The organism is Pseudomonas sp. Q11 (assembly GCF_024494355.1).
GTDB classification, from domain to species: Bacteria; Pseudomonadota; Gammaproteobacteria; order Pseudomonadales; family Pseudomonadaceae; genus Aquipseudomonas; species Aquipseudomonas hefeiensis.
Genome location: NZ_JAKNQY010000004.1, coordinates 191,279 through 213,600 on the forward strand (window position 1 = coordinate 191,279; position 22,322 = coordinate 213,600).

A 22,322-nucleotide genomic window follows, 5' to 3' on the forward strand; every position below is an offset into this window, starting at 1 on the left:
CCGCCTCAGACCGCCAGCGCCATATAAAACTGCGTGCCCTGCCCCGGCCTTGAATAAACGCCCATCCGCCCGCCGTGGAGCTGGACGATTTCCTTGCACAGCGCCAGGCCCAGACCTGCGCCGCCCTTCTTGCGTCCGACCTGGACGAAAGGTTCGAAAATCCGTCCCTGCTGGCCGTAGGGAATGCCTTCACCATTGTCCTCGACGCTGATGATCACCCGCTCGCCATGGCGCCGGGCCTGCAGGCGGATCTGGCCGTGGTCGCCCGTGTGACGCATGGCATTGTCGATCAGGTTATCGAGCACTCGATCCAGCTGCGCAACGTCGGCATGCAAGTGTGGCAACGGGCCCTGGATCGCCACGAGCAGTTCGATACCCTTGGCTTGGGCCTGTGTGGCAAACCGCAGCCGGGCCGACTCCAGCAACTCTGCGATGGAGCAAGGTGCCAGCGTCAGCTTTTGCAAGCCGTTCTGGTAGCGGGAGAAGTTCAGCAGGTCATTGATGAGCTGCATCAGCCGCTGCATTTCTTCATTGACGGTGTTGAGCAGATCAGCCTCGCGCGATTCCTCGGGAAAATTCACGCGCTCCTGCAATAGGCCGAACGCCATGTGCATGCCGGTCACTGGCGTGCGCAGCTCGTGGGAGGCGCGCAACACGAACTCACTGCGCACCCGTTCGAAAGCGCGCTGTTCGGTGACGTCGTGCAATACCATCACTGCCCCAAGGATGTGCCCTTGGGTATGGCTCACGGGGGTGAGGCTGTAAGTCAGCAATCGCGACTCGCCATCCACCTCAATGCTCAAGTCCTCCGGCGCCCGCTCCAGCGTTCCACCGCGCAGCACCAGCTGCAATTCCTCATCGAACTCCTTGCGTCCCAGGGCCTCGCCCAATCCTTGGCCCAGGCGTTCCTCGTCCCAGCCCAACTGGCGCTGGGCCACCGGGTTAAGGTGCTCCAGGCGACCCTGGCGGTCGATCATCAGCAAGCCGTCGTCGATGCTGTCGAGTACCGCTTGCAAGCGTTGCTGGCCAGCGAGTAACTCATCGACATTGGTGGCCTGATGCTCGCGCAGGGCTTGGGCCATGATGCCGAAACGACGGGTCAGCAGGTTCAACTCAGCGGCCGAGGAAATCGGCAGCGTCACTTCGAAATTGCCTTGGCCGATGTCATCTGCCGCCGCCGCCAATGCTTCGATCGGTCCCCCGAAACGTCGGGCGATGCCATGGGCCGTGATGAAGCCGATGATCAGCACCGCCAGTCCCACCAGCCCCAGTAAACCGGAAATCAGCAACGCGCGCTCGCGAGCTTTGTTCTGGGTGTCGCTGATATTGTTCAAGGCCCGCCGATATGCATCGATCAAGCCCGTGCGCAGCACGTTGAATTTTTCGGTGACGTCCTGGATACCGGTGAGTTGGGTCGGTAGCTGGCGAGCGGCTGAAAAAGCCTCGAGAAAACTGATGTAATCGGCTTTGGCCTTGCTGAAGCTGTCGCCTGAATCGTCCAGTACCTGTTCGTGGGCGATGCCCTCGTCAAGCAGCTGGAAATATTGCTGTTTGGATTCTTCCAGAGCAGCCAGGTCGGGCTTGTCATCGAGCATGATCATCAACTGGTCGCCCAGGGTCTGGCGCAGCTTGAGGCCCAGGTCGAGCAGGATGAAGTTGTCGCGCACCGATTGTTCCTGGGTATTGGCCATCTGCACCACACTGACCAGGCCAAGCAACAGGCCCAGCAATGCCACGGTGATCAGCGCCGAGATACTGAGAAACAGCCGTGTGCGCAGCTTCATCGCCAATTTCATAAGGTGCCGCTCACAGGTTGTATTGCTTGCGTTTGCGATACAGTGTGGACGCATCGATACCCAGGGTCTTGGCGGCCTGGTCAAGGGTGTCGGCCGTGGCCAGCACCGCGCCAATATGCGCTTTTTCCAGTTCGTCGAGGCTCAGCGCGGCGCCGATTCGCGGCGCATTGTTGACGGGTTGCTCGGCCATGCCCAAGTGGCTGATTTCGACTTTTTCCTGTGCACAGATAATGCTGGCGCGCTCGACCACGTTGCGCAATTCCCTGATATTGCCAGGCCAGCGATAACCTAGCAGCGCTTCGCGAGCCTCTTCGCTAAAGCCCCGCGCCGGGCGGGCGTATTCCTTGACGAAGCGGGCCAGGAAGCGGTCGGCAAGGGTCAGGATGTCTTCGACCCGCTCGCGTAGCGGCGGCAGATGCAGGGTAATGACATTCAGGCGATACAGCAGGTCTTCGCGAAAGCGCCCATCGCGCACCATGTCTTCAAGGTTGAGGTTGGTTGCCGCGAGAATCCGCACATCGGCGCGACGGGTGACGGGGTCGCCAACCCTTTCGTATTCCTTGTCCTGAATGAAGCGCAGCAACTTGGGCTGCAATGTCAGAGGGAAATCGCCAATTTCGTCGAGAAAAAGCGTGCCCCCGTCGGCCTGGTTGACCCGGCCCAAGGTGCTTTCGCTGGCGCCGGTGAATGCACCACGGCTGTGGCCGAACAATTCACTTTCCATCAGTTCAGCGGTCAGCGACGGGCAGTTGATCGTGACGCAGGACTTCTTCGCGCGCTTGCTCCAGCCATGGATGGCTCGGGCCAGTTCGCCCTTACCGGTGCCGGATTCGCCAAGGATCAGAATGTTGGCGTCGGTGCTGGCGACCTGGCGAGCGGTTTCGAGGACAACTTTCATCGCTGGGCTGTGGGAGTCGAGGCCGTCATTGGGTTTGCGCACCTCCCCTTCCAGAGCTTCCAGTCGTGCCGATAGCTGGCGCACCTCCAATTGCTTGGCGGTCGCCAGACGCAATTGATCCGGGCTGCAAGGCTTGACCAGATAATCGGCGGCACCAGCCTGGATCGCATCAACGGCGGTGTCGACCGCCGAGTGGGCAGTGACGATCACCACCCGCATCCAGGGTGCCTGGATACGCATTTGCGCCAGCACATCCAGGCCGTTGTCTTCTCCCAGGCGCAAGTCGAGAAAGCACAGGTCGAACACCTGACGCTGCAACAGGGTGTCAGCCTGGGCCGCGCTGTTGGCAGTGGCGACGCTGTAGCCTTCGTCTTCCAGGCAGTAACGGAAGGTACGCAGGATGGCGGACTCGTCGTCTACCAGCAGAATGCGGCCTTGATGCTCAGTGGCGGATTCCATTTTTCCTACGCTCCTTTAATCAATGATGTTGGTTAGTGTCAGAAAAATCGGGCAAGTTGCATGGTTGTTTCTGAGGGGATATTACCCACCGAGAGCGTACCTGTGGGTGTGTGACTTCTAAAAGATTGATTTGGATCCCTTTTTTGCTCCTGCACCCGTCTCGTACGGTACGGCTTGCTCATTCCGACACCTATTTCCGACGGGCAATTCAAAAAGATTCTATCGTGCCTATCCCCGCCGTTCGTGCATTACGCACGACGCTTGTCGTAGCCATCGTGCAGGATGCGTTCCGGCGTGCGCACAGAGTATTCATAACTATCTGATTTAAAAGGCTTTTATCTCGTTAAAAATTCTGGCATGCCGACTGCAATGGTCAGTTCAACGTGGCGTGAAGGCGCCTCAACCAGATCACCACTCGGGGTGGGAGGAATTTCAGGATGAATCGTCAGCGCGCCGCTCAATTTCGAATCTCTGCCTTGCATATCCAACAGGGCCTGTGGGCTATCGCTGCCCTGCTGATCACCCTCGTTGCAGGCCAGCAGTTGATGCTTTGGCACCAGAGCCAACAGCCTGAGGCGCCTCTGCTGTCGATTCAGCGCGCCCCGCAAACCCATTTCAGCGCTGTCAGCCGCCTCTCGGATGTTTCCGCCTCGATGCGAATCATGGAAGTCGATCAGGTTCAGCCTGCGAACGACATGCCCCGCCAAGAGCGCTGGGTGTTTTAACTCGATGGACCGGTCGTCCACCGCACCGGAACCATCACCGCAAGACCCTAACTAAATAGAAAAGCGTAAGGAGAATCACCATGTTGAGCTGGGCAATTACTTTCCTGATCATTGCCATCATCGCCGCAGTACTGGGCTTCGGTGGTATCGCAGGCACCGCCACGGGCATCGCCAAGATTCTCTTTGTCGTGTTCCTGGTGATGTTCATCGCTTCCTTCTTCTTTGGCCGTCGCGGTCGAGGCTGACCATGAGTGTGAGATATAAAGGACTGGCCGCCGCCCTGTTACTGGGCGGCAGTGCCATGGCCATGGCGGCCAATGACGGGCAGATGCGGGTCAATCAATTGCTTAAGGCCGACCCGCAATATGTCGAAACCTGGCAGCAAGTGGTCGAAAAGGAAGAACGCCTGCCTGAATGGGTAATGAACCTGTCAGGCGATTCGCAGCAGATGAATGCTGTTGAGGAAGATGGCGATAAATACCTGGTAGGGCCGTTGTGCGAAACCCAGGCGACCTGCCGCAGCAAGCGCCTGTTTGTTGCTTTCAGTTTCGACAAGGACGAGGCCTATGCGCTGTTGGTTGAGGTCCCTGCCGGACTGCCCGCCGACAAGTCCCCGACCCGCCATGCCGATTACCGTTTCCTCGGCAACCCCGATGAAGGTATGCAGGAACTGTTAATGGAGCAACTGAAGAAAGATCCAAACTGGTACTGATTCTGAAAACGAGAAAAGCAGCCCTGCTTTTCTCCTCTGCACAGCTCGAAGAGGGCTGATGCATGACCAGGGGGCCGGGACGCTCTGCCCGTTTGAGGGCGCAGTGACCTACGGGCACAAGGGGTGCCTGCGAAAGGGCCGGGTCAGGAAAAAGCTTCCACGCAGGTTCGCAAAGTCATGGTGACTGGCGAACTTGCGTGGAGCTTCGTGCCTTGTAAAGTTCATGCCAGAGCGGTTGGCTATTGTATGTCCGCGTCACCTTCCCCGTACCGCTATCGTTTTTCAATGCCGATCCACTTCCCTGCCCCCCGACCGTATATCGGAGATTTATCCGGTCGGTCCGCTCTTTCGAGGGTGCTTCATTCTTCTGTCCTTTGATCACTTTTTGCGACACAGGACAAAAAGCCCGTTGCGCTGAAATGGCCGGTTCACGGCACTTTTGCCTGCCGAAATGGCGTATTCGCGCCCATTGCTACATAGGTTTCATTTCCCAAGGCTCATGCCGATTCGGCATAGGGTAGGCGTTTACGGCATTAGACGCCCCTCCTTCGCATCGCAATAGTTGCGCCTTTTTTCGCCTGCCAATGCGCCTGTGGCGCGTACTCGGGTGACCTTATATGGGGGCAGCGGCACGAACTCGTATCGCCATCGGGTGGTTCAGTTTGTGGCAGTTGCCCGAGTCCAACTGAAGTAAGGGTAAAGATATGAAGAAGGCAAGACTAAGCCTCGCCTGGCAGATCCTCATCGGTCTGGTGCTCGGAATTGCAATTGGCGCGTTGCTCAACCATTTCAGTGCCGAGAAAGCCTGGTGGATCAGCAACGTGCTGCAACCGGCGGGCGATATCTTTATTCGTCTGATCAAGATGATCGTGATCCCGATTGTGATTTCCTCGCTGATCGTCGGTATTGCCGGGGTCGGCGACGCCAAGAAACTCGGGCGTATCGGTCTCAAGACCATCCTCTACTTCGAAATCGTCACCACCATTGCCATCGTCGTCGGCCTGCTGTTGGCCAACTTCTTCCAGCCGGGCAGCGGCATCGACATGAGTACCTTGGGAACGGTGGATATTTCCAAGTACCAGGCTACGGCCGCCGAGGTGCAGCATGAACATGCGTTCATCCAGACCATCCTCAATCTGATCCCGTCGAACATCTTCGCGGCGGTTGCACGTGGCGAAATGCTGCCGATCATTTTCTTCTCCGTATTGTTCGGCCTCGGTCTGTCCAGCCTGCAATCGGACCTGCGCGAACCCCTGGTGAAAATGTTCCAGGGCGTCTCGGAAAGCATGTTCAAGGTCACCCACATGATCATGAACTACGCCCCGATCGGCGTATTCGCCCTGATCGCGGTGACGGTCGCCAACTTCGGTTTCGCATCATTGCTGCCATTGGCGAAGCTGGTGATTCTGGTTTACTTCGCCATCGCCTTCTTCGCCTTCATGGTGCTGGGGTTGATTGCCCGTCTGTTCGGCTTCTCCGTGATCAAACTGATGCGCATCTTCAAGGATGAGCTGGTGCTGGCCTACTCCACCGCCAGCTCCGAAACCGTGTTGCCACGCGTGATCGAGAAGATGGAAGCCTACGGTGCACCCAAGGCGATTTGCAGCTTCGTGGTGCCGACCGGTTATTCGTTCAACCTCGACGGTTCGACCCTTTACCAGAGCATCGCGGCGATTTTCATCGCTCAGTTGTACGGCATCGATCTGTCCATCAGCCAGCAGTTGCTGCTGGTGCTGACCTTGATGGTGACCTCCAAAGGCATCGCCGGCGTACCGGGTGTCTCTTTCGTGGTGTTGTTGGCGACCCTGGGCAGTGTCGGTATTCCGCTGGAAGGTCTGGCATTCATTGCCGGTGTCGACCGCATCATGGACATGGCCCGCACCGCGCTGAACGTGATCGGCAATGCCCTGGCCGTGCTGGTCATTTCCCGCTGGGAAGGCATGTACGACGATGCCAAGGGCCAGCGCTACTGGAGTTCCCTGCCCCACTGGCGCAGCAAAGAACCGTTGCCGGCAGGGGAAGTTTCCAGCCGCTGACACAGCTGACACACATGACCCCTGTGGGAGCCGAGCTTGCTCGCGATTGCGGTGTGTCAGCCAACATCAATGCTGACTGATCCGACGCCATCGCGAGCAAGCTCGGCTCCCACAGGATCTGCCACAGGATCTACCATAGGATCTCCCACGGTATCTGCCATAGGATTTTTGTAGCCCCTGCGCAGTGCCAAGCAAACCCCGGAGAAATCCGGGGTTTGTCGTTTCTGCCAGCCCCGCTATCATTCGCGGCATCTTCCGGGGGACTTAACCGATGCTCAATGGCCTGTGGCTTGGCTTCTTTATCGTGGCAGCCGTGTCGGCGCTGGCGCAGTGGCTGATCGGTGGTAACGCCGGGATCTTCGCCGCCATGGTCGAAAGCATCTTCGCCATGGCCAAGCTGTCGGTGGAGGTGATGATCCTGCTGTTCGGCACCTTGACCCTGTGGCTGGGGTTTCTGCGCATCGCCGAAAAGGCCGGGATTGTCGACTGGCTGGCCAAGGCGCTTGGGCCTTTGTTTTTGCGGCTGATGCCGGAGGTGCCGGCGGGCCATCCGGCGATCGGCCTGATTACCCTCAACTTCGCGGCCAACGGCCTGGGGCTGGATAACGCTGCGACCCCGATCGGCCTGAAGGCCATGCGTGCCCTGCAGGACTTGAACCCCAGCCCGACCATCGCCAGCAATGCACAAATCCTGTTCCTGGTGCTCAACGCGTCATCGCTCACGCTGTTGCCAGTAACCATTTTCATGTACCGCGCCCAGCAAGGCGCGCCGGACCCGACCCTGGTGTTCCTGCCGATCCTGCTCGCCACCAGCGCTTCAACCCTGGTGGGGCTGTTGTCGGTGGCCTTCATGCAGCGCCTGCGCCTGTGGGACCCGGTAGTGCTGGCTTATCTGGTTCCGGGTGCGTTGGTACTGGGCGGTTTCATGGCGCTGCTGGCGACGCTCTCAGCCACGGCGCTGGCCGGGCTGTCTTCGATCCTCGGCAACCTGACGCTGTTCGGCTTGATCATCCTGTTTCTGGTGGTAGGCGCGCTACGCAAGGTCAAGGTTTATGAAGCCTTCATTGAAGGCGCCAAAGAGGGCTTTGACGTCGCCAAGACGTTGCTGCCGTACCTGGTGGCGATGCTGTGCGCCATTGGCGTGCTCCGGGCTTCTGGAGCGCTGGACTTCGGTCTGGACGGCATCCGGCATCTGGTGCAATGGGTCGGCTGGGACACCCGTTTCGTCGACGCCTTGCCGACTGCCATGGTCAAGCCCTTCTCTGGCAGTGCCGCCCGGGCGATGCTGATCGAAACCATGCAGACTTCCGGCGTGGACAGCTTCCCCGCGCTGGTGGCCGCGACCATTCAGGGCAGCACCGAAACCACCTTCTATGTGCTGGCGGTGTATTTCGGCGCCGTGGGTATCCAGCGTGCGCGGCATGCGGTGGGCTGCGCGCTGCTGGCCGAGTTCAGCGGAGTGGTGGCAGCGATCGGCGTTTGCTACTGGTTCTTTGGCTGAACGCTATCCCCTTGCCACAGGCCCGGATTGCAGTAACGGGCCCTTAGGGACGTGCAGGCATCGCCAGGCGCTGGCCTTGTTCCACCGTCCAGTTCACAACCTCGGCCGTCAGTCGATCGCTGGCCTGGCCGAAACCTTGCACCACCGCCGGCACTTGCACGTCGCTCAAGGGTTGGCGGACTTCAAAACGATGACTGGCAAGGATGCGTTGGTCAAACCCCCGCACCAGCAATGCGTCCAGGCGAATCACCACGCTGGCTCCTGCACCTTGATATTCGGTCTGGAAAGCCTGCAACTGGCCACCCAACTCCAGATCCGTTTGCAAGTTGCTGTCGGCGACACTCAATAGCCCGACACGTCCATCCTGTGCGAAGCCATCGAGCAAGCGATTGCGTAGCAACACCGGTGCCGGGTCGCTCCAGCGTGAGGCTGCGTAGCTGCTCAACAGATTGCCGTGGGGAATGACCGCTATTTTAGGGCTGTTGAGCACTTCGCTGGCCTGCGGGCTGGCCAGGCGCAACGACCACCTCACGGGCGTGCCCGGGGCTGCTGGCGCCTGCGTCGCGGGTAAGCGATAGACGTTTGAGGGCTCGGCCTGGGGCAGAATCGAGCAACTGCTAATCAGGACACATCCTGCCAGCAAGAGGATAGGGCGGACGAACCGATCAAACGGCTTCATGGCGTGAACTCCTTGTTCTTGTCATTGCCCAGCAAATAGCCGCTGGGGTTGGCATCCAGGCGCCGGGAAATACCCCGCAACGCGCTCAAGGTGTCGCGCAATTCCCGCACGGCCGGCGACAGGGCATTGAGCCCCTGCATGCCATTGTTCAGCGCGTCGCGATTGTCGTTGAGCAGTTTATCGAGGGTCGCGGTGCTGCGGGCCAACGATTGCATGGCCTGGTCTGCGCTGCTCATGACCTCCTGGCCCTGCTCGTTGAGCAGGCCGTTGGCGCTGCGCATCAACGCCGTAGTCTGCTCCAGGGTGGCGCTGGCCTGTTTGCCGACAGATGCCAGTTGCTGCATGGCCTGGCGAATATCGCCGCGTTGATCGGCGATGACCCCGGTGGTTTGCTCCAAGTGTTCAAGGGTCTTGCCCAACCGCTGGACATTGTCCGAGGAAAACACCTCGTTGGCGTTATGCAGCAGCAGGTTGATGCTGGTCATCAGGTCATCGCTGTTGTTCAACAGGCGGGCAATGGGTGAGGGCGCTGCGATGATCACGGGTGGCTCGCCATCGTGCCCGGTCAGTGGCGGGCTATTGGGCGTGCCGCCGCTGAGTTGGATAATCGAGGTGCCGGTGATGCCGGTCAGTGCCAGTTTGGCCTGGGTGTCTTGCTTGACCGGTGTTTCAGCGCTCAAACGTACCCGTGCCAGTACCCGGCGCGGGTCGTTCGGGTCCAGGCGCAGATTGACGACGTCTCCGACCTTGATGCCGCTGTATTCCACCGCGCTGCCTCTGGACAAGCCGCTGACCGCTTCGTTGAACACCACTTCGTAATCCTTGAACTCGCTGTCCACGCTGGACTTGGCCAGCCACAACCCAAACAGCAGGGCGCCGACCACCACGATCACGGTGAACAGGCCGATCAATACATGATGGGCTCGGGTTTCCATGTCAGACCTCGTTCAATTGTGTCGCGGCCGTTAAGGCCGCGCGGCCGCGAGGGCCGTGGAAGTATTCATGAATCCACGCATCATCGGTTTCCGACACTTTGTCGATGACGTCGGCCACCAGCACTTTTTTCTGAGCCAGCACCGCCACCCGGTCGGTGATGGTGTAGAGGGTGTCCAGGTCATGGGTGACCAAAAATACGCTCAAGCCCAAGGCGTCACGAAGCGTCAGGATCAATTGGTCGAACGCAGCCGCGCCGATGGGGTCGAGGCCGGCGGTGGGTTCGTCGAGAAACAGAATGTCCGGGTCCAGGGCTAGCGCCCGGGCCAAGGCTGCACGCTTGATCATGCCGCCGGACAGCGAGGCGGGGTATTTGTCCGCCGCCGATAGCGGCAGCCCGGCCAACGCCAGTTTCACCGCCGCCAGATGCTCGGCATCGGCCCGGCTGAGCCCGGCGTGTTCGATCAGGGGCAGGGCGACATTCTCTGTCACGGTCAGCGAAGAAAACAGCGCGCCTTTCTGAAACAGTACCCCAAAGCGTCGTTCCAGCTGCGAACGCTGTGCCTGGGGCAGGCTCGGCAGGTCCTGGCCGAACACGCGCACGGCCCCTTCACTGGGCCGGTTCAAGCCGACAATGCTGCGCAATAGCACTGATTTGCCGCTGCCGGAGCCGCCGACCACGGCGAGGATCTCGCCTTTGTATACGTCCAGGTCGAGGTTTTCGTGCACGCTCTGCAGGCCAAAGCGATTGCACAAACCACGTACCTGAATCACCGCCTCGGTGGGCGGCCTGGAAGGTCGACTCACCATTGCATCTCCATGAAAAACAGCGCGGCTACCGCATCAAGTACGATCACCACAAAAATCGACTGCACCACGCTGGAGGTGGTGTGAGCCCCGACAGACTCGGCGCTGCCGCTGACTTTGAAGCCTTCCAGGCATCCCACCGCAGCAATCAGGAAGGCAAAGATTGGCGCCTTGACCATTCCCACCACGAAATGCTGGACGCCGATGTCCGACTGCAACAGCGTCAGGAACATCGCCGGAGAAATATCCAGCGACAGGGCACACACCACTCCGCCGCCGACAATGCCCGAGAGCATGGCCACAAAGGTCAGCATCGGCAGCGCAACCAACAGCGCCAGCACTCGCGGCACCACCAGCAACTCGATGGGATCAAGGCCCAGCGTACGAATCGCGTCGATTTCTTCGTTGGCCTTCATCGAGCCGATCTGCGCGGTGAACGCGCTGGCGGTGCGACCTGCCATGAGAATTGCAGTCAGCAGCACGCCGAATTCGCGCAGAAACGAGAACGCCACCAAGTCCACGGTAAAAATACTGGCGCCGAAATCGGCCAGCACCGTCGCCCCGAGAAACGCCACCACCGCGCCCACCAGAAACGTCAGCAGGGCGACGATAGGGGCCGCATCCAGCCCCGTCTGTTCGATGTGAACAACCATCGGGGTAATGCGCCAGCGTTTCGGGCGAAACAGGCCCCTGGCCAGCGTTTCAAGGATCAAGCCGACAAAGCCCAGCAGTTGCAGGGTGTCTTGCCAGACCTTGTCCACGGATCGACCGATGCGTGTCAACAACTGGGTCGCGACACTCACCGTCGGCTCTTTGATCGGCACGCAGAAGTCGGTCAGAGAGCAATAGACCGTCTGCAACAATGCCCGGTCGGCGGACGACAAAGTGCAATCGCGATGCTCGGCGGTCTTGCCCAGCCGCTCGGCGCCCAGCAGTTCCACCAGCAACGAGGCGCCGGCGGTGTCGAGGGCACCCAAGCCGTTGAGGTCGATCAGCGTGTTGTCGTCGTACTGGCCGCGCAGCGAGTCGCTCAAGCGTTTGAGCTGCGTGTAATGAGCCAATGTCCAGTCCCCGCTGATCCATAGCTGCGCCGGGGAGTGAGAGCGATCCAGTCGGGCACTGCCAGCCAGAGTGCCAGGGGTCATAAGCGCCATGCTCGTTCGGCTCGAAAAGTGTTACCTAATAGCACGCCCGGCATTATTTTGCCCCAGGCTCGAGCGCACCGCTGACCTTGAAGCGCAATACACCAATCACTTGGCCATTTTCCGTCAACACCCGCACCTGCCATTTACCCGTGGGGTTTTCCGGGAAGTTCTGCTTGTGGGTCCAGGCGCGATAGCCTTCCTTGCGCCCGCCATGAATGTCCAGGGCGATGCGATCGACTTCTTTGCCGTTGAATTGCCAGACGTGATAGATCCGCTCATCAAGCCCCCGCGGCGCGTTGATCGCGGTGTAGGCATACAGGCCATTGCCGCGGATCTGCTCAGCGGTGACTTCCTTCAGGCTGGCGCCCGGCGTGCGGTCTTGCAACTGGGTGCTGATCGCCACCTCGGTCATCCATAAGGTTGCCGGCGGCACCCAGGAGCGCAGCACCCACCCGGCGGCGCCGATCCCCACCGTGATGCACAGAATCGCCAAGGCGTTGCGCACGGTGCGGATTGGAAAGATCGAGGCCAGGCTGGGGAACGACAACAGCATGGCAGTGCCCAGGGCCAGCTTGAAGCTCTGGTCGGTGGTCAGGTGCAGGATGATGGGCAGCGCAGTGAGCAGGGCGGCAAACAGCGTCAAAGTGTGCAGTGCCAGGAACGCCCAGCGCCGGGGCGCCAGCCATTTGTAGTACAACGGATCAATGATCGAGACCAGCGCCGAGGCCGCCAGCAAGCCGGTGAAAATTACCTGGCTGCTGTTCCAGGTGGTGGTGATGAAAAAGAACGGCAGGACGAAAAACAGGCTTTCCTGGTGAATCATCTGCGTGGCGTAACGCAGCAGCGGCTGGGGGATTTCCCGTTTGAAGATGCGGGCAAAAAGCCGGGTCAGGCTATTCTCCAGCATCAGCCAGACCCAGCTCACCAGCATGATGATGGCGATCCAGGTCGCAAGGCCCTGCTGGCGGTCCACCAGCATGAAACTGCCGACCCCAGAGATGAAACCACCGAGTGCGATGACCCCTGGATAGCGCTTCATCAATTCAAGAAGGCGCTGGATGTAATGAGTCAGGTTCGGCATTCGGCAGTTCGCAGTCAGTCGTAGGAAATATCCCTGACAGAGTATCGCCAGGACATCGATGTGACGAGCGCTCTAAGCCCTGCGACGCAATCTCCAGCCGATCAGGACCAGCAACAACCCCAGCAAACCGCTCACCCCCCAAACCAGCTCATCGTCCCCGAGCAATGGTTTCTCGATGCGCAGGTATCCCGGGTCCTTGAGCAGTTCACGCAGGGCCTGGTTGGCCTGTTCCAGGCTCACTGCCTGAAGGCGCACGGCCGGATTGGTGAAGCGGCCGTCGTCGTAATCGCCCAGGGCGCTCCAATAGTAATCGGCCAGCGCGCTGTTGCCTTGAACCGCCCAGGACTGATGGGCGATGGCCGCTCGTTTGATACGCACGAAACTCTCCGGGTCCAGGCCATCCTTGAGCAACGCGGTGCGCATTTGCTCCAGCGCTTGTTCGGCCTGGGGCAGGTCATCGCGGGCCAGGTCCGCGTTCAGGCTGAAGAAGCCAACGCCGCCAAACACCTCTCGCTCCACCCACGGCCCATAGGACAGGCCGCGGGCCAGACGCAGTTGACGATAGAGCGCCCAGTCCAGATAGTCCTTGAGCAGGTCGAAGGTTTCGTCGTGCTGCTGTTGCAGTACCGGCTCCGGAAACAGCCAATGAAGCTTGGCGCTATTGCCCACCAGGCCGCGCATCAGGTTGCGCTTGGTGACCGCGCTGTAGCGGATCTGCGGCAACGCCGCGTGAGCGCTGGGCTCGACCGGCTCCAGCTCGCCGAAGGTCCGTTCCAGATAGGCCGGTAACAACCGGTCCAGGTCGCCAACCACGATCAGCGTCATGTTGTTCGGGGCATACCAGGCCTTGCGTGCCTGCTCGATCCTGGCAAGGGTGAGCTGCCCGACCTCGGCGCGTTCCGCACAGCGCAGCCCCAATTCCACTGCCAGTTGATTGCCCGCCTTGTGGCCCAGGTCCTGATGGTCGAGCCAGCGTTGCAGATGGGTGTAGTGGCCGCCATCCTCGCGTTCCACCACGCGTTTGGCCGCCTGCAGGGCGTTGTCGTCGATGCGGGTACGGGTCAGCAGTGCCATCAACAGGTCCAGGACCTTGCGTTGATTGCTCGCCGGTGCCTCGATGACGAATGTGGTGTCAGCGTTGCTCGTGAAGGCATTCCACTCGCCGCCCAACGCCTGCATGCGCTCTTCCAGCCCGCCTTCGCCGCCGTCATCGACACCGCTGAACAGCAAATGCTCCAGCAGATGGGGCAGTTCCTTGTCGGCGCAGTTGAAATCGTCCAGCCCCACGCCCACCACCAGCCGGATCGCCACGTGCCCGCGCTCGCTGCCCGGCTTGAGCAGCAGTTGCATGCCGTTGGGCAGCATATAGCCTTCGACCTGGAATCGATCCAGCGCGAGCACCGGCACAGAACCGAGCAAAAGAACGGCGAGCAACAGACAACGCATAGCGAGCTTCCTGGCGGCTGATTGGAGGTCCATGTGCCGGGCAGGACGATATCGCAAACAATTCGCGCCCCACGTCGAGCCGGATGTATTTCCTTGGCGATGTGGGGCCGGTTTGCGTGCGAATGGTTTAAGCCCAGGCCAATCTTACTGACTGAACAATGCGCCAGTCGTTCAAGGCGAATGGGTGACGTCGGAAATTTCATCAACCGCGAGCGCACCGGTCTCGGACGTCTCTAGCACGACGTAGGCGCTGCCGCAGAACAGCGAGTTGAGGCGCTTCATGTCGGCGATCAGCTCAAGGTGCAGGGAACTGGTCTCGATGCTTTGTACGATCTTTCGCTGTAGACGGCTGACGTGTGCGTGGGCCAGTCGTCTTTCCTGCGCTCGAAAGCGACGTTTCTCACGCAACAGCTGACGGGCGCTCTCCGGGTCGGCACTGAGAAATACCGACAATCCCAGCCGCAGATTGGCGATCAACTGGCTGTGCAGCGCCGCCAACTCTTCCAGGCCAACCTCGGAAAAGGACCGACGTTGCGAGGTTTTCTGCTGCTGGACCTTGCGCAACATGCGTTCGATGAGGTCGCTGGCCAGCTTCAGGTTGATCGCCAGCTCAATGATTTCCGCCCATCGGCGGCTGTCCTGTTCACTGAGGTCCTCACGGGGCATTTGGGCCATGTACAGTTTGATGGCACTGCACAGCGCCTCGACGTCATCGCCCATGCTTCGTACTTGTTGGGTGACTGCGCTCTGCCCGCCGCGCAGCACGTCGAGCATGGCTTCGAGCATGGTTTCGATCAGATCGCCGATACGCAGGGTTTCCCGGGCGGCGTTGGCCAGGGCCAGGCTCGGCGTGGCGAGGGCGGTGAGGTCCAGGTGCCGGGGCTTGGCCGTGCCATTGGTGTCTGGACGCTCCGGTAGCAGCCAGGCACACAGCCTGGCCATCGGCCCGACGCTGGGCAGCAGCACCAGGCAGCGCACGGTGTTGTAGAGCAGGTGAAAACCGATGACCGTTTCCTGGTGGCTGAAATCCAGGCCGTCCAGCCAGCCCACTAGCGGATCGAGCACTGGAATGATCAACAACAGGCCGATCAGCTTGTACAGCAAGCTGCCCAGCGCCACCTGACGCCCGGCGGCGTTCTGCATGCTGGTGCTGAGAAAGGCCAGCACGCCGCTGCCGATGTTGGCGCCGATCACCAGGCCGATGGCCACCGGCAGGCTGATCACCGCCGCGCCGGCCAGTGTCGCGGTCAGCAGCACGGCGGCGAGGCTGGAATAGGAGATCATCGCGAACAGCGCACCCACCAGCGCATCGAGCAGGATGTCGCCGGTCAGCGAGGCAAAGATCACTTTCACGCCCTGGGCCTGGGTGATGGGCGCGGCGGCTTCGACGATCAATTGCAGCGCCAGGATGATCAAGCCCAAGCCGATGCCGACCCGGCCCATTTGCCCCAGGCGGGTCTGTTTGCGCGACAGGAAAAAAATCACCCCGAGGAAAATCAGCAGCGGCGACAACCACGACAGGTCCAGGGTCAGCACCCTGGCCATCAGTGCCGTGCCGACATCGGCGCCGAGCATGGTCGCCAGGGCAGGGGTCAGCGCCATCAGGCCCTGGCCGACGAACGAAGTGACGAGCATGGCCGTGGCATTGCTGCTCTGGACCATGGCAGTGACCATGATGCCTGCGACGAAAGCCAGCCAGCGCCTGGACATGTTCTGGCCAATGACATGACGCAGGTTCGTGCCATAGACCCGCAGAATGCCGGTACGGACGATGTGCGTGCCCCAGATCAGCAGGGCCACGGCAGAGAGCAAGTTCAGCAGGGTCAGCATAAGAAGCCCCCTGTTAGCGTCCCAAAGGGACCAATTGACGGTGCCACATTTTTCTTCGTTGTACTTAAGCTGTAGTTGGCGAACGGTACGGGCGCCAGCATTGCACAGCTAAAGACGGGTTTGAAACAAAACTGTCATAAAAAACCATTGACCAAAGACACCACGAACCCCTGTGGGAGCGAGCCTGCTCGCGATAGCGGTCTGTTAGCCAATGAAGATGTTGAATGTAGCGCCCTCATCGCGAGCAGGCTCGCTCCCACAGGTTTTGCATCCGGTTACTTTCCGGCAGGCATGAAAAAGGGGCTCGATGAGCCCCTTCGTTCATTGCCCGGTCCCGGTTACTGACCCGGCATATCCTTACGCAGTTTCACCGGATCCTGCTGCTTGCGCTTGCGCGCCATGGCGGTGCGCATCTTGATGTTGAACGCTTCGACCGCCAGGGAAAACGCCATGGCGAAGTAGACGTAGCCTTTTGGCACGTGCACGTCCAAGGACTCGGCGATCAGCACGGTACCGACCACCAGCAGGAAGGACAGCGCCAGCATCTTCAGCGACGGGTGCTTGTCGATGAACGCGCTGATGGTGCCCGCCGCCAGCATCATCACCAGCACCGCCACGACGATTGCCGCGACCATCACCGGTACATGGGAGACCATCCCAACAGCGGTGATGACCGAATCCAGGGAGAACACGATGTCGATGATCGCGATCTGGACGATGGTGTAGATGAAGCTACCGCCCGTGCCCGCAGGCGTCTCGCCGGTTTCGTCTTCGCCTTCCAGCGCGTGGTACATCTCCTGGGAGCTTTTCCACAGCAGGAACAGGCCACCGAAGAACAGGATCAGGTCACGGCCGGAAATGCCCTGGCCGAACACTTCGAACAGGTCGGCGGTCAGGCGCATGACCCAGGTGATGGACAGCAGCAACAGGATCCGCGTGACCATGGCCAGGGCCAGACCGAAGATCCGGGTGCGTGCCTGCATGTGCTTGGGCATGCGGCTGACCAGGATCGAGATCATGATGATGTTATCGATACCCAGGACAATTTCCAGGGCGGTCAGGGTTAAGAAGGCAACCCAGATTTCCGGGTTGGTCAGCCATTCCATGTGAGTTCCTTTAGCGAGTGTTGGACCGCGCCGCACCTTCGGTTATCGAAAGGGGCGACGCAGCGGGCATTGCTTTTATAGAGTGCTGAACAGCGGAAAAATCCCCATCAGCAAGGCGGCAAACATTATGCACAGGCAAACCAATACTGCCCACTTCAAGGTGAAGCGTTGGTGATCGCCAAACTCGATCCCGGCCAGGGCCACCAGCAGGTAAGTCGACGGAACCAGCGGGCTCAGCAGATGGACGGGCTGGCCAACGATCGATGCACGGGCCATTTCAACGGCCGTGATGCCGTAATGGCTGGCCGCTTCGGCCATGACCGGTAACACCCCGTAATAAAACGCATCGTTCGACATGAAGAAAGTAAACGGCATGCTCACCAGCGCGGTAATCACCGCCAGGTATGGGCCGAGGAAATCCGGGATCACCGCCAACAGACTCTTGGACATGGCGTCGACCATGCCGGTACCGGACAGGATACCGGTGAAGATACCCGCCGCGAAAATTAAACCGACCACCGCCAATACGCTGCCGGCATGGGCCGCAACGCGATCCTTCTGCTGTTGCAGGCAAGGGTAGTTGACGATCATCGCGATGCTGAAGGCCACCATGAACAGCACTGGCAGCGGCAACAGGCCGGCGATCAGGGTGCACATCAGCGCCAGGGTCAACGCACCGTTGAACCAGATCAGCTTCGGACGACGGGCGTCCGGGAACTGGGAAACGCTGATTTCGCTGTGGTCGATGTCATCACCGGCGAGGTGCAGTTCACCCAGACGGGCACGCTCGCGTTTACCGTACATGTAGGAAATCGCCAGGATCGCCACTACACCCGCGAGCATTGCAGGAATCATCGGAACGAAGATGTCGGACGGATCGACATGCAGCGCGCTGGCCGCACGGGCCGTCGGGCCGCCCCAGGGGGTCATGTTCATCACGCCACCGGCGAGAATGATCAGGCCGGCCATGATCCGTGGGCTCATGCCGATGCGGCTGTAGAGCGGCAGCATGGCGGCCACGCAGATCATGTAAGTGGTCGCGCCGTCACCATCGAGGGAAACGACGAGCGCCAGAACGGCGGTGCCGACCGAAACTTTCAACGGGTCGCCCTTGACCAGCTTGAGGATCTTGCGCACGGCCGGGTCGAACAGGCCGGAGTCGATCATCAGGGCAAAATAAAGAATCGCGAACATCAGCATCACCCCGGTCGGGGCGAGCTTGGTGATGCCTTCGAGCATCATCGGACCGATCTTCGGTGCAAAGCCACCGAACAGGGCGAACAGGATCGGGATGATGATCAGGGCAATCAGCGCGGACAGGCGCTTGGTCATGATCAGGAACATGAACGTGATAATCATGGCAAAGCCAAGGAAAGTCAGCATAGGAAATACTCCAGGCGTGGCGCGACGGGCAAAGGCGGACCGGACAGGTCAGCGCAGGATGCGAAGCACGGGACGGACGGAGGGAGTTGACGCGACGGGACGGCTAGCAGCGGACATCAGAATCACCATTGTTGTTGTTAAAAGGGCCTAACGAGCCTTTGGAACTCGCTTCTGGCCACCGGTCTGTTGCCGGTAGTGGGGGCGATCCTAATCGCGCAAGCTTTCAGCCACCTTTCGTTGCAGGCAATGGCGTTTTTGTAGGGGCGCAAGGCTTAACTGTGGGAGCAAAGCTTGCTCGCGATGAAGTTGATGAATTTCCACTGGAGAGCCGCAGTGCGTTTATCGCGAGCAAGCTTTGCTCCCACAGACAAATCGAAGATCGCATGGTCGCGGTAGCCCTTGATCCGATGCATGTGCCTGTCCTCGCAAACTGCCGAACCGAGGTTGGCTCCCGTGTGTCAGAGCCTTTACACGCGAGACAAAAAAGGAAAAACAGCCATGAAAAATGCCGAAACCCCGGTCACCAAAGTGGTGCTCTATGGTGCCATGAGTAGCCTCGGCAGTGCGTTGATGGCTGAAATGCTGCGGCGCCAGCACGAAGTCATCGCTGTTCTCGACGACCTTACGGCCCTGGCGCCGCGCCCCGGCCTGCGGGCCAAGACCGGCGACCTCTACGATCCCCAGCGGGTCAAGCAAAGCGTGGCCGGCGCCAATGCCGTGGTGTGCCTGCTGAACGCCCCGGGGTTGCCGATGAACAGCGAGCAAGTGGAGCGCACGCTCATTCCCGGTCCCGTGGAGCAGGTGTTGGCCGTGGATGCGCTGATCGCCGGGATGGAGGCGGCGAGTATTTCCCGGCTGTTTCTGGTGGGCGATTTTGCCGTGCTTGACGAGGAGCAGGCGGACGATGTATTGCAGCGCCATGCCGCCGAAGAAGTACTCGACGCCCTGAACAACAGCACGTTGCAATGGACCCTGATTAACTCACCCTACGCAACGCCCGGCTTGAGCATCGAGCATTTCAGCCAGGTCAGCACGAGCCTGGAGCCCGGCATGGCCGAATCACTGGAGCGGCTTGGCCGTGTGGCCGTCGGCATTGCCGATGAGCTGCGCCTGAACCTGCATGTGGGCCAGCATGTCAGTTTTGTCGCCGCCGATTAGCCTGAGCGGTCGCAGTCTCCTGAGCTGACATAGATGTGGCCTGGTCACCCCGCAATGGAAGGCAATGCCAGACCCGTCAGCGATTCGGCGCTGTTGGCCTGCTCCTCCGTCAACCAGTCCACAAACTGCTTGATCAACGCCCCGCGCCGTTTACGCTGGGGCAAGACCACGTAATACCCTGAGCGCGACAGCACCGTTTCCGCGACCGGACGGCACAGCAGCCCTTGGGCCAATAAGTTATCCACAAGGTATCGCCAGCCGATGGCGACGCCCTGACCGCCTATCGCCGCCTGGATCAGCAAGGTGTAGTTGTCGAACCGTAACTGCCCGGGCGCCGGTGGCGAGGTAATGCCCAACTCACGGAAAACGCCACTCCAGTCGAACCAGTGACTGCTGTTTTCCCCACGCAAATGCAGCAGCGGTAATTCCGACAAGGCTTGAGCCGACAAGGGCAGGGAGCGCTCCCTGAGCAACAGCGGGCTGCACACCGGAAAGACTTCTTCGCTGAAAAGCCAGCGACTTTCACCTTGTTTGAAGCGACCGTCTCCAAAAAGCACCGCAACGTCGATATCCGTGCGCAGCATGTTGTGGTTGCGTTCGCTGGTCACCAGGCTGACGTCCACCTGTGGATTGGCCGCGTGAAACCGATGCAAGCGGGGCATCAGCCAATAGGCGGCAAAGGCAAAATCCGTGGCGACTTGCAGCACCTCATGCTGGACCTGAGCGGTGATCGCGCTCAATCCTGCGTCGATATTCTGCAAACCGGCCTGAACTTGCTCGAACAGGATTGTGCCGGCCTCGGTCATTTCGATGCCGCGGTAGATGCGATCAAACAACCGCGTACCCAGTTGTTCTTCCAAGCGCTTGATTTGTTGGCTGATGGCCGGTTGCGTGGTGCCCAGTTCGATCGCCGCCGCCGTGAAGCTGCGGTGGCGGGCCGCCGCTTCAAAGGCGCGGAACAGGTCAAGGGACAGGTCTCCCAGGGCTTCATACATAAGCTGTGCTTATCCTAGTCATTGCCTTACATGGACTTTACCCATAAAGACGTGGGCTACATGCTCAATCGCAGCAATCTCGCATAACTGTTTACTATGGAATGCCGCGAATACATGAAGCGCAAGAACATTCTTTTCATCATGGCCGATCAAATGGCCGCGCCAATGTTGCCGATCTATGGTCCTTCGCCGATCAAGCTGCCGAATCTGTCGCGCCTGGCCGAACAGGGCGTGGTGTTCGACGCCGCGTATTGCAACAGCCCACTCTGCGCACCGTCGCGCTTTACCTTGGTGAGCGGCCAGTTGCCCAGCAAGATCGGCGCCTACGACAACGCGGCGGATTTTCCTGCGGACGTCCCGACGTACGCCCACTACCTGCGGCGCCTCGGTTATCGCACGGCGCTGTCGGGCAAGATGCACTTTTGCGGGCCGGACCAGTTACATGGCTATGAAGAGCGCCTGACCAGTGACATTTATCCGGCCGATTACGGCTGGTCTGTGAACTGGGACGAGCCCGACGTGCGGCCAAGCTGGTATCACAACATGTCTTCGGTGTTGCAGGCCGGCCCGTGCGTGCGCACCAACCAGCTGGATTTTGACGAAGAGGTGGTGTTCAAGGCCCAGCAGTATCTGTTCGACCATATCCGCGAGGATGGCGACCAGCCGTTCTGCCTGACGGTCTCCATGACCCACCCACATGACCCATACACCATTCCCAAGACCTTCTGGGATATGTATGACGACAAGGACATCCCTCTGCCGCAAACCCCGGCGCAGACGGAACTCGACCCGCATTCCCAGCGCCTGCTGAAAGTGTATGACCTGTGGGACAAGCCACTGCCTGTGGATAAGATCCGTGATGCTCGCCGCGCGTACTTCGGTGCATGCAGCTACATTGACAGCAACGTCGGCAAGTTACTGCAAACCTTGGAAGACACCGGCTTGATGGAGGACACCATCATCGTGTTCTCCGGTGATCATGGAGACATGCTCGGTGAAAAAGGCCTCTGGTACAAAATGCACTGGTTCGAGATGGCTGCTCGTGTACCCCTGTTGATCAGCGCACCGGGCCAGTTCGCCAGCGGGCGAGTCGGCGCGGCGGTGTCCACTGCCGACTTGCTGCCGACCCTGGTGGAGTTGGCCGGTGGCACGCTGGAGCCTGGAATGCCGCTGGATGGCCGGTCACTGGTGCCCCATCTGCAGGGGCAGGGCGGTCATGACGAGGTCTTTGGTGAGTACATGGCCGAAGGCACCATCAGCCCATTGATGATGATCCGTCGTGGTCCATGGAAATTCATCTACAGCGAAGATGATCCGTGCCTGCTGTTTGATCTGCGCAATGACCCCAAAGAACTGGAAGACCTCAGCCAATCGGCTGAACATCAGTCCCTGTGCGCGGATTTTCTCGCCGAGGCGCGAGCCAAATGGGATATCCCGGCCATTCATCAACAGGTGCTCGCCAGTCAGCGACGCCGGCGTTTCGTCGCCCACGCGTTGACCCTGGGCAAACTCAAGAGCTGGGATCACCAGCCGCTGGTGGACGCCAGCCAGCAATACATGCGCAACCACATTGACCTCGACGATCTGGAGCGCAAGGCCCGTTATCCACAACCCTGCCAAAACCAATAATGT

The 22,322-nt window shown here is 60.0% G+C and carries 19 protein-coding genes; 7 read left to right on the forward strand and 12 right to left on the reverse strand.

From position 1 onward, the window contains the following. Positions 1-5: 5 nt before the first annotated feature. Positions 6-1,796, reverse strand: a complete 1,791-nt coding sequence (locus MA884_RS06635) for an ATP-binding protein (protein ID WP_256229638.1) — start codon at positions 1,794-1,796, stop codon at positions 6-8. A gap of 10 nt (positions 1,797-1,806) precedes the next feature. Beyond that, positions 1,807-3,153: a sigma-54-dependent response regulator transcription factor AlgB gene (gene algB, locus MA884_RS06640; RefSeq protein ID WP_256229639.1), complete on the reverse strand. Its 1,347-nt coding sequence runs from the start codon at positions 3,151-3,153 to the stop codon at positions 1,807-1,809. Positions 3,154-3,590: 437 nt separating this feature from the next. Between algB and MA884_RS06645 the strand changes: the two genes are divergently transcribed. From MA884_RS06645 to MA884_RS06665, 5 genes are all read left to right on the forward strand, one after another. Further along, the gene (locus MA884_RS06645; protein WP_256229640.1) at positions 3,591-3,878 is read left to right on the forward strand and encodes a hypothetical protein; all 288 of its coding nucleotides are present in this window, start codon (positions 3,591-3,593) and stop codon (positions 3,876-3,878) included. A gap of 80 nt (positions 3,879-3,958) precedes the next feature. Then, positions 3,959-4,123 (forward strand): DUF1328 domain-containing protein, encoded by a 165-nt coding sequence (locus MA884_RS06650; protein WP_003177151.1) that lies wholly within the window; start codon positions 3,959-3,961, stop codon positions 4,121-4,123. A 2-nt stretch (positions 4,124-4,125) separates the two neighbouring features. Next, positions 4,126-4,590 (forward strand): inhibitor of vertebrate lysozyme family protein, encoded by a 465-nt coding sequence (locus MA884_RS06655; protein WP_256229641.1) that lies wholly within the window; start codon positions 4,126-4,128, stop codon positions 4,588-4,590. Between the two features lie 704 nt (positions 4,591-5,294). Then, on the forward strand, positions 5,295-6,626 hold the full coding sequence (gltP, locus tag MA884_RS06660) for a glutamate/aspartate:proton symporter GltP (RefSeq protein WP_256229642.1): 1,332 nt from the start codon (positions 5,295-5,297) through the stop codon (positions 6,624-6,626). Positions 6,627-6,897: 271 nt separating this feature from the next. Continuing rightward, complete coding sequence (locus MA884_RS06665) at positions 6,898-8,127, forward strand: nucleoside recognition domain-containing protein (protein WP_256229643.1); 1,230 nt, start codon at positions 6,898-6,900, stop codon at positions 8,125-8,127. Between the two features lie 43 nt (positions 8,128-8,170). Here MA884_RS06665 and MA884_RS06670 read toward each other — a convergent pair whose 3' ends face one another. The 9 genes from MA884_RS06670 to MA884_RS06710 form a co-directional block, all read right to left on the reverse strand. Next, on the reverse strand, positions 8,171-8,806 hold the full coding sequence (locus MA884_RS06670; RefSeq protein ID WP_256229644.1) for an ABC-type transport auxiliary lipoprotein family protein: 636 nt from the start codon (positions 8,804-8,806) through the stop codon (positions 8,171-8,173). Next, positions 8,803-9,741 carry an MlaD family protein gene (locus MA884_RS06675; RefSeq protein WP_256229645.1) on the reverse strand — a complete coding sequence of 313 codons (939 nt, stop codon included), beginning with the start codon at positions 9,739-9,741 and terminating at the stop codon, positions 8,803-8,805. The genes MA884_RS06670 and MA884_RS06675 overlap by 4 nt, the downstream gene beginning before the upstream one ends. A gap of 1 nt (position 9,742) precedes the next feature. Next, a complete protein-coding gene (locus MA884_RS06680) occupies positions 9,743-10,549 on the reverse strand; it encodes an ABC transporter ATP-binding protein (protein WP_256229646.1) in 807 nt (268 codons plus the stop codon). After that, entirely contained in the window at positions 10,543-11,691 is a 1,149-nt protein-coding gene (locus MA884_RS06685; RefSeq protein WP_256229647.1) for an ABC transporter permease, read from the reverse strand. Before MA884_RS06685 ends, MA884_RS06680 begins: the two co-directional genes overlap by 7 nt. 52 nt (positions 11,692-11,743) lie before the next feature. Continuing rightward, on the reverse strand, positions 11,744-12,772 hold the full coding sequence (locus MA884_RS06690; RefSeq protein WP_256229648.1) for a DUF5924 family protein: 1,029 nt from the start codon (positions 12,770-12,772) through the stop codon (positions 11,744-11,746). 72 nt (positions 12,773-12,844) lie between these two features. Then, a complete protein-coding gene (locus tag MA884_RS06695) occupies positions 12,845-14,218 on the reverse strand; it encodes a pitrilysin family protein (protein WP_256229649.1) in 1,374 nt (457 codons plus the stop codon). Between the two features lie 171 nt (positions 14,219-14,389). Then, positions 14,390-16,048: a Na/Pi cotransporter family protein gene (locus MA884_RS06700; RefSeq protein WP_256229650.1), complete on the reverse strand. Its 1,659-nt coding sequence runs from the start codon at positions 16,046-16,048 to the stop codon at positions 14,390-14,392. A 338-nt stretch (positions 16,049-16,386) separates the two neighbouring features. Next, positions 16,387-17,154 carry a TerC family protein gene (locus tag MA884_RS06705; protein ID WP_256229652.1) on the reverse strand — a complete coding sequence of 256 codons (768 nt, stop codon included), beginning with the start codon at positions 17,152-17,154 and terminating at the stop codon, positions 16,387-16,389. A 75-nt stretch (positions 17,155-17,229) separates the two neighbouring features. Then, the gene (locus MA884_RS06710) at positions 17,230-18,537 is read right to left on the reverse strand and encodes a CitMHS family transporter (protein WP_256229653.1); all 1,308 of its coding nucleotides are present in this window, start codon (positions 18,535-18,537) and stop codon (positions 17,230-17,232) included. Positions 18,538-19,035: 498 nt separating this feature from the next. On the opposite strand from MA884_RS06710, the gene MA884_RS06715 reads away from it, so the two are divergent. Continuing rightward, positions 19,036-19,695 (forward strand): NAD(P)-dependent oxidoreductase, encoded by a 660-nt coding sequence (locus tag MA884_RS06715; RefSeq protein WP_256229654.1) that lies wholly within the window; start codon positions 19,036-19,038, stop codon positions 19,693-19,695. 44 nt (positions 19,696-19,739) lie between these two features. Here the strand turns inward: MA884_RS06715 and MA884_RS06720 are convergent, their stop codons facing one another. Then, positions 19,740-20,690, reverse strand: a complete 951-nt coding sequence (locus MA884_RS06720; protein ID WP_256229655.1) for a LysR family transcriptional regulator — start codon at positions 20,688-20,690, stop codon at positions 19,740-19,742. Between the two features lie 114 nt (positions 20,691-20,804). Here MA884_RS06720 and betC point away from each other — a divergent pair, with 114 nt between their 5' ends. Further along, on the forward strand, positions 20,805-22,319 hold the full coding sequence (gene betC, locus MA884_RS06725; protein WP_256229656.1) for a choline-sulfatase: 1,515 nt from the start codon (positions 20,805-20,807) through the stop codon (positions 22,317-22,319). The last annotated feature ends 3 nt before the right edge of the window (positions 22,320-22,322 follow it).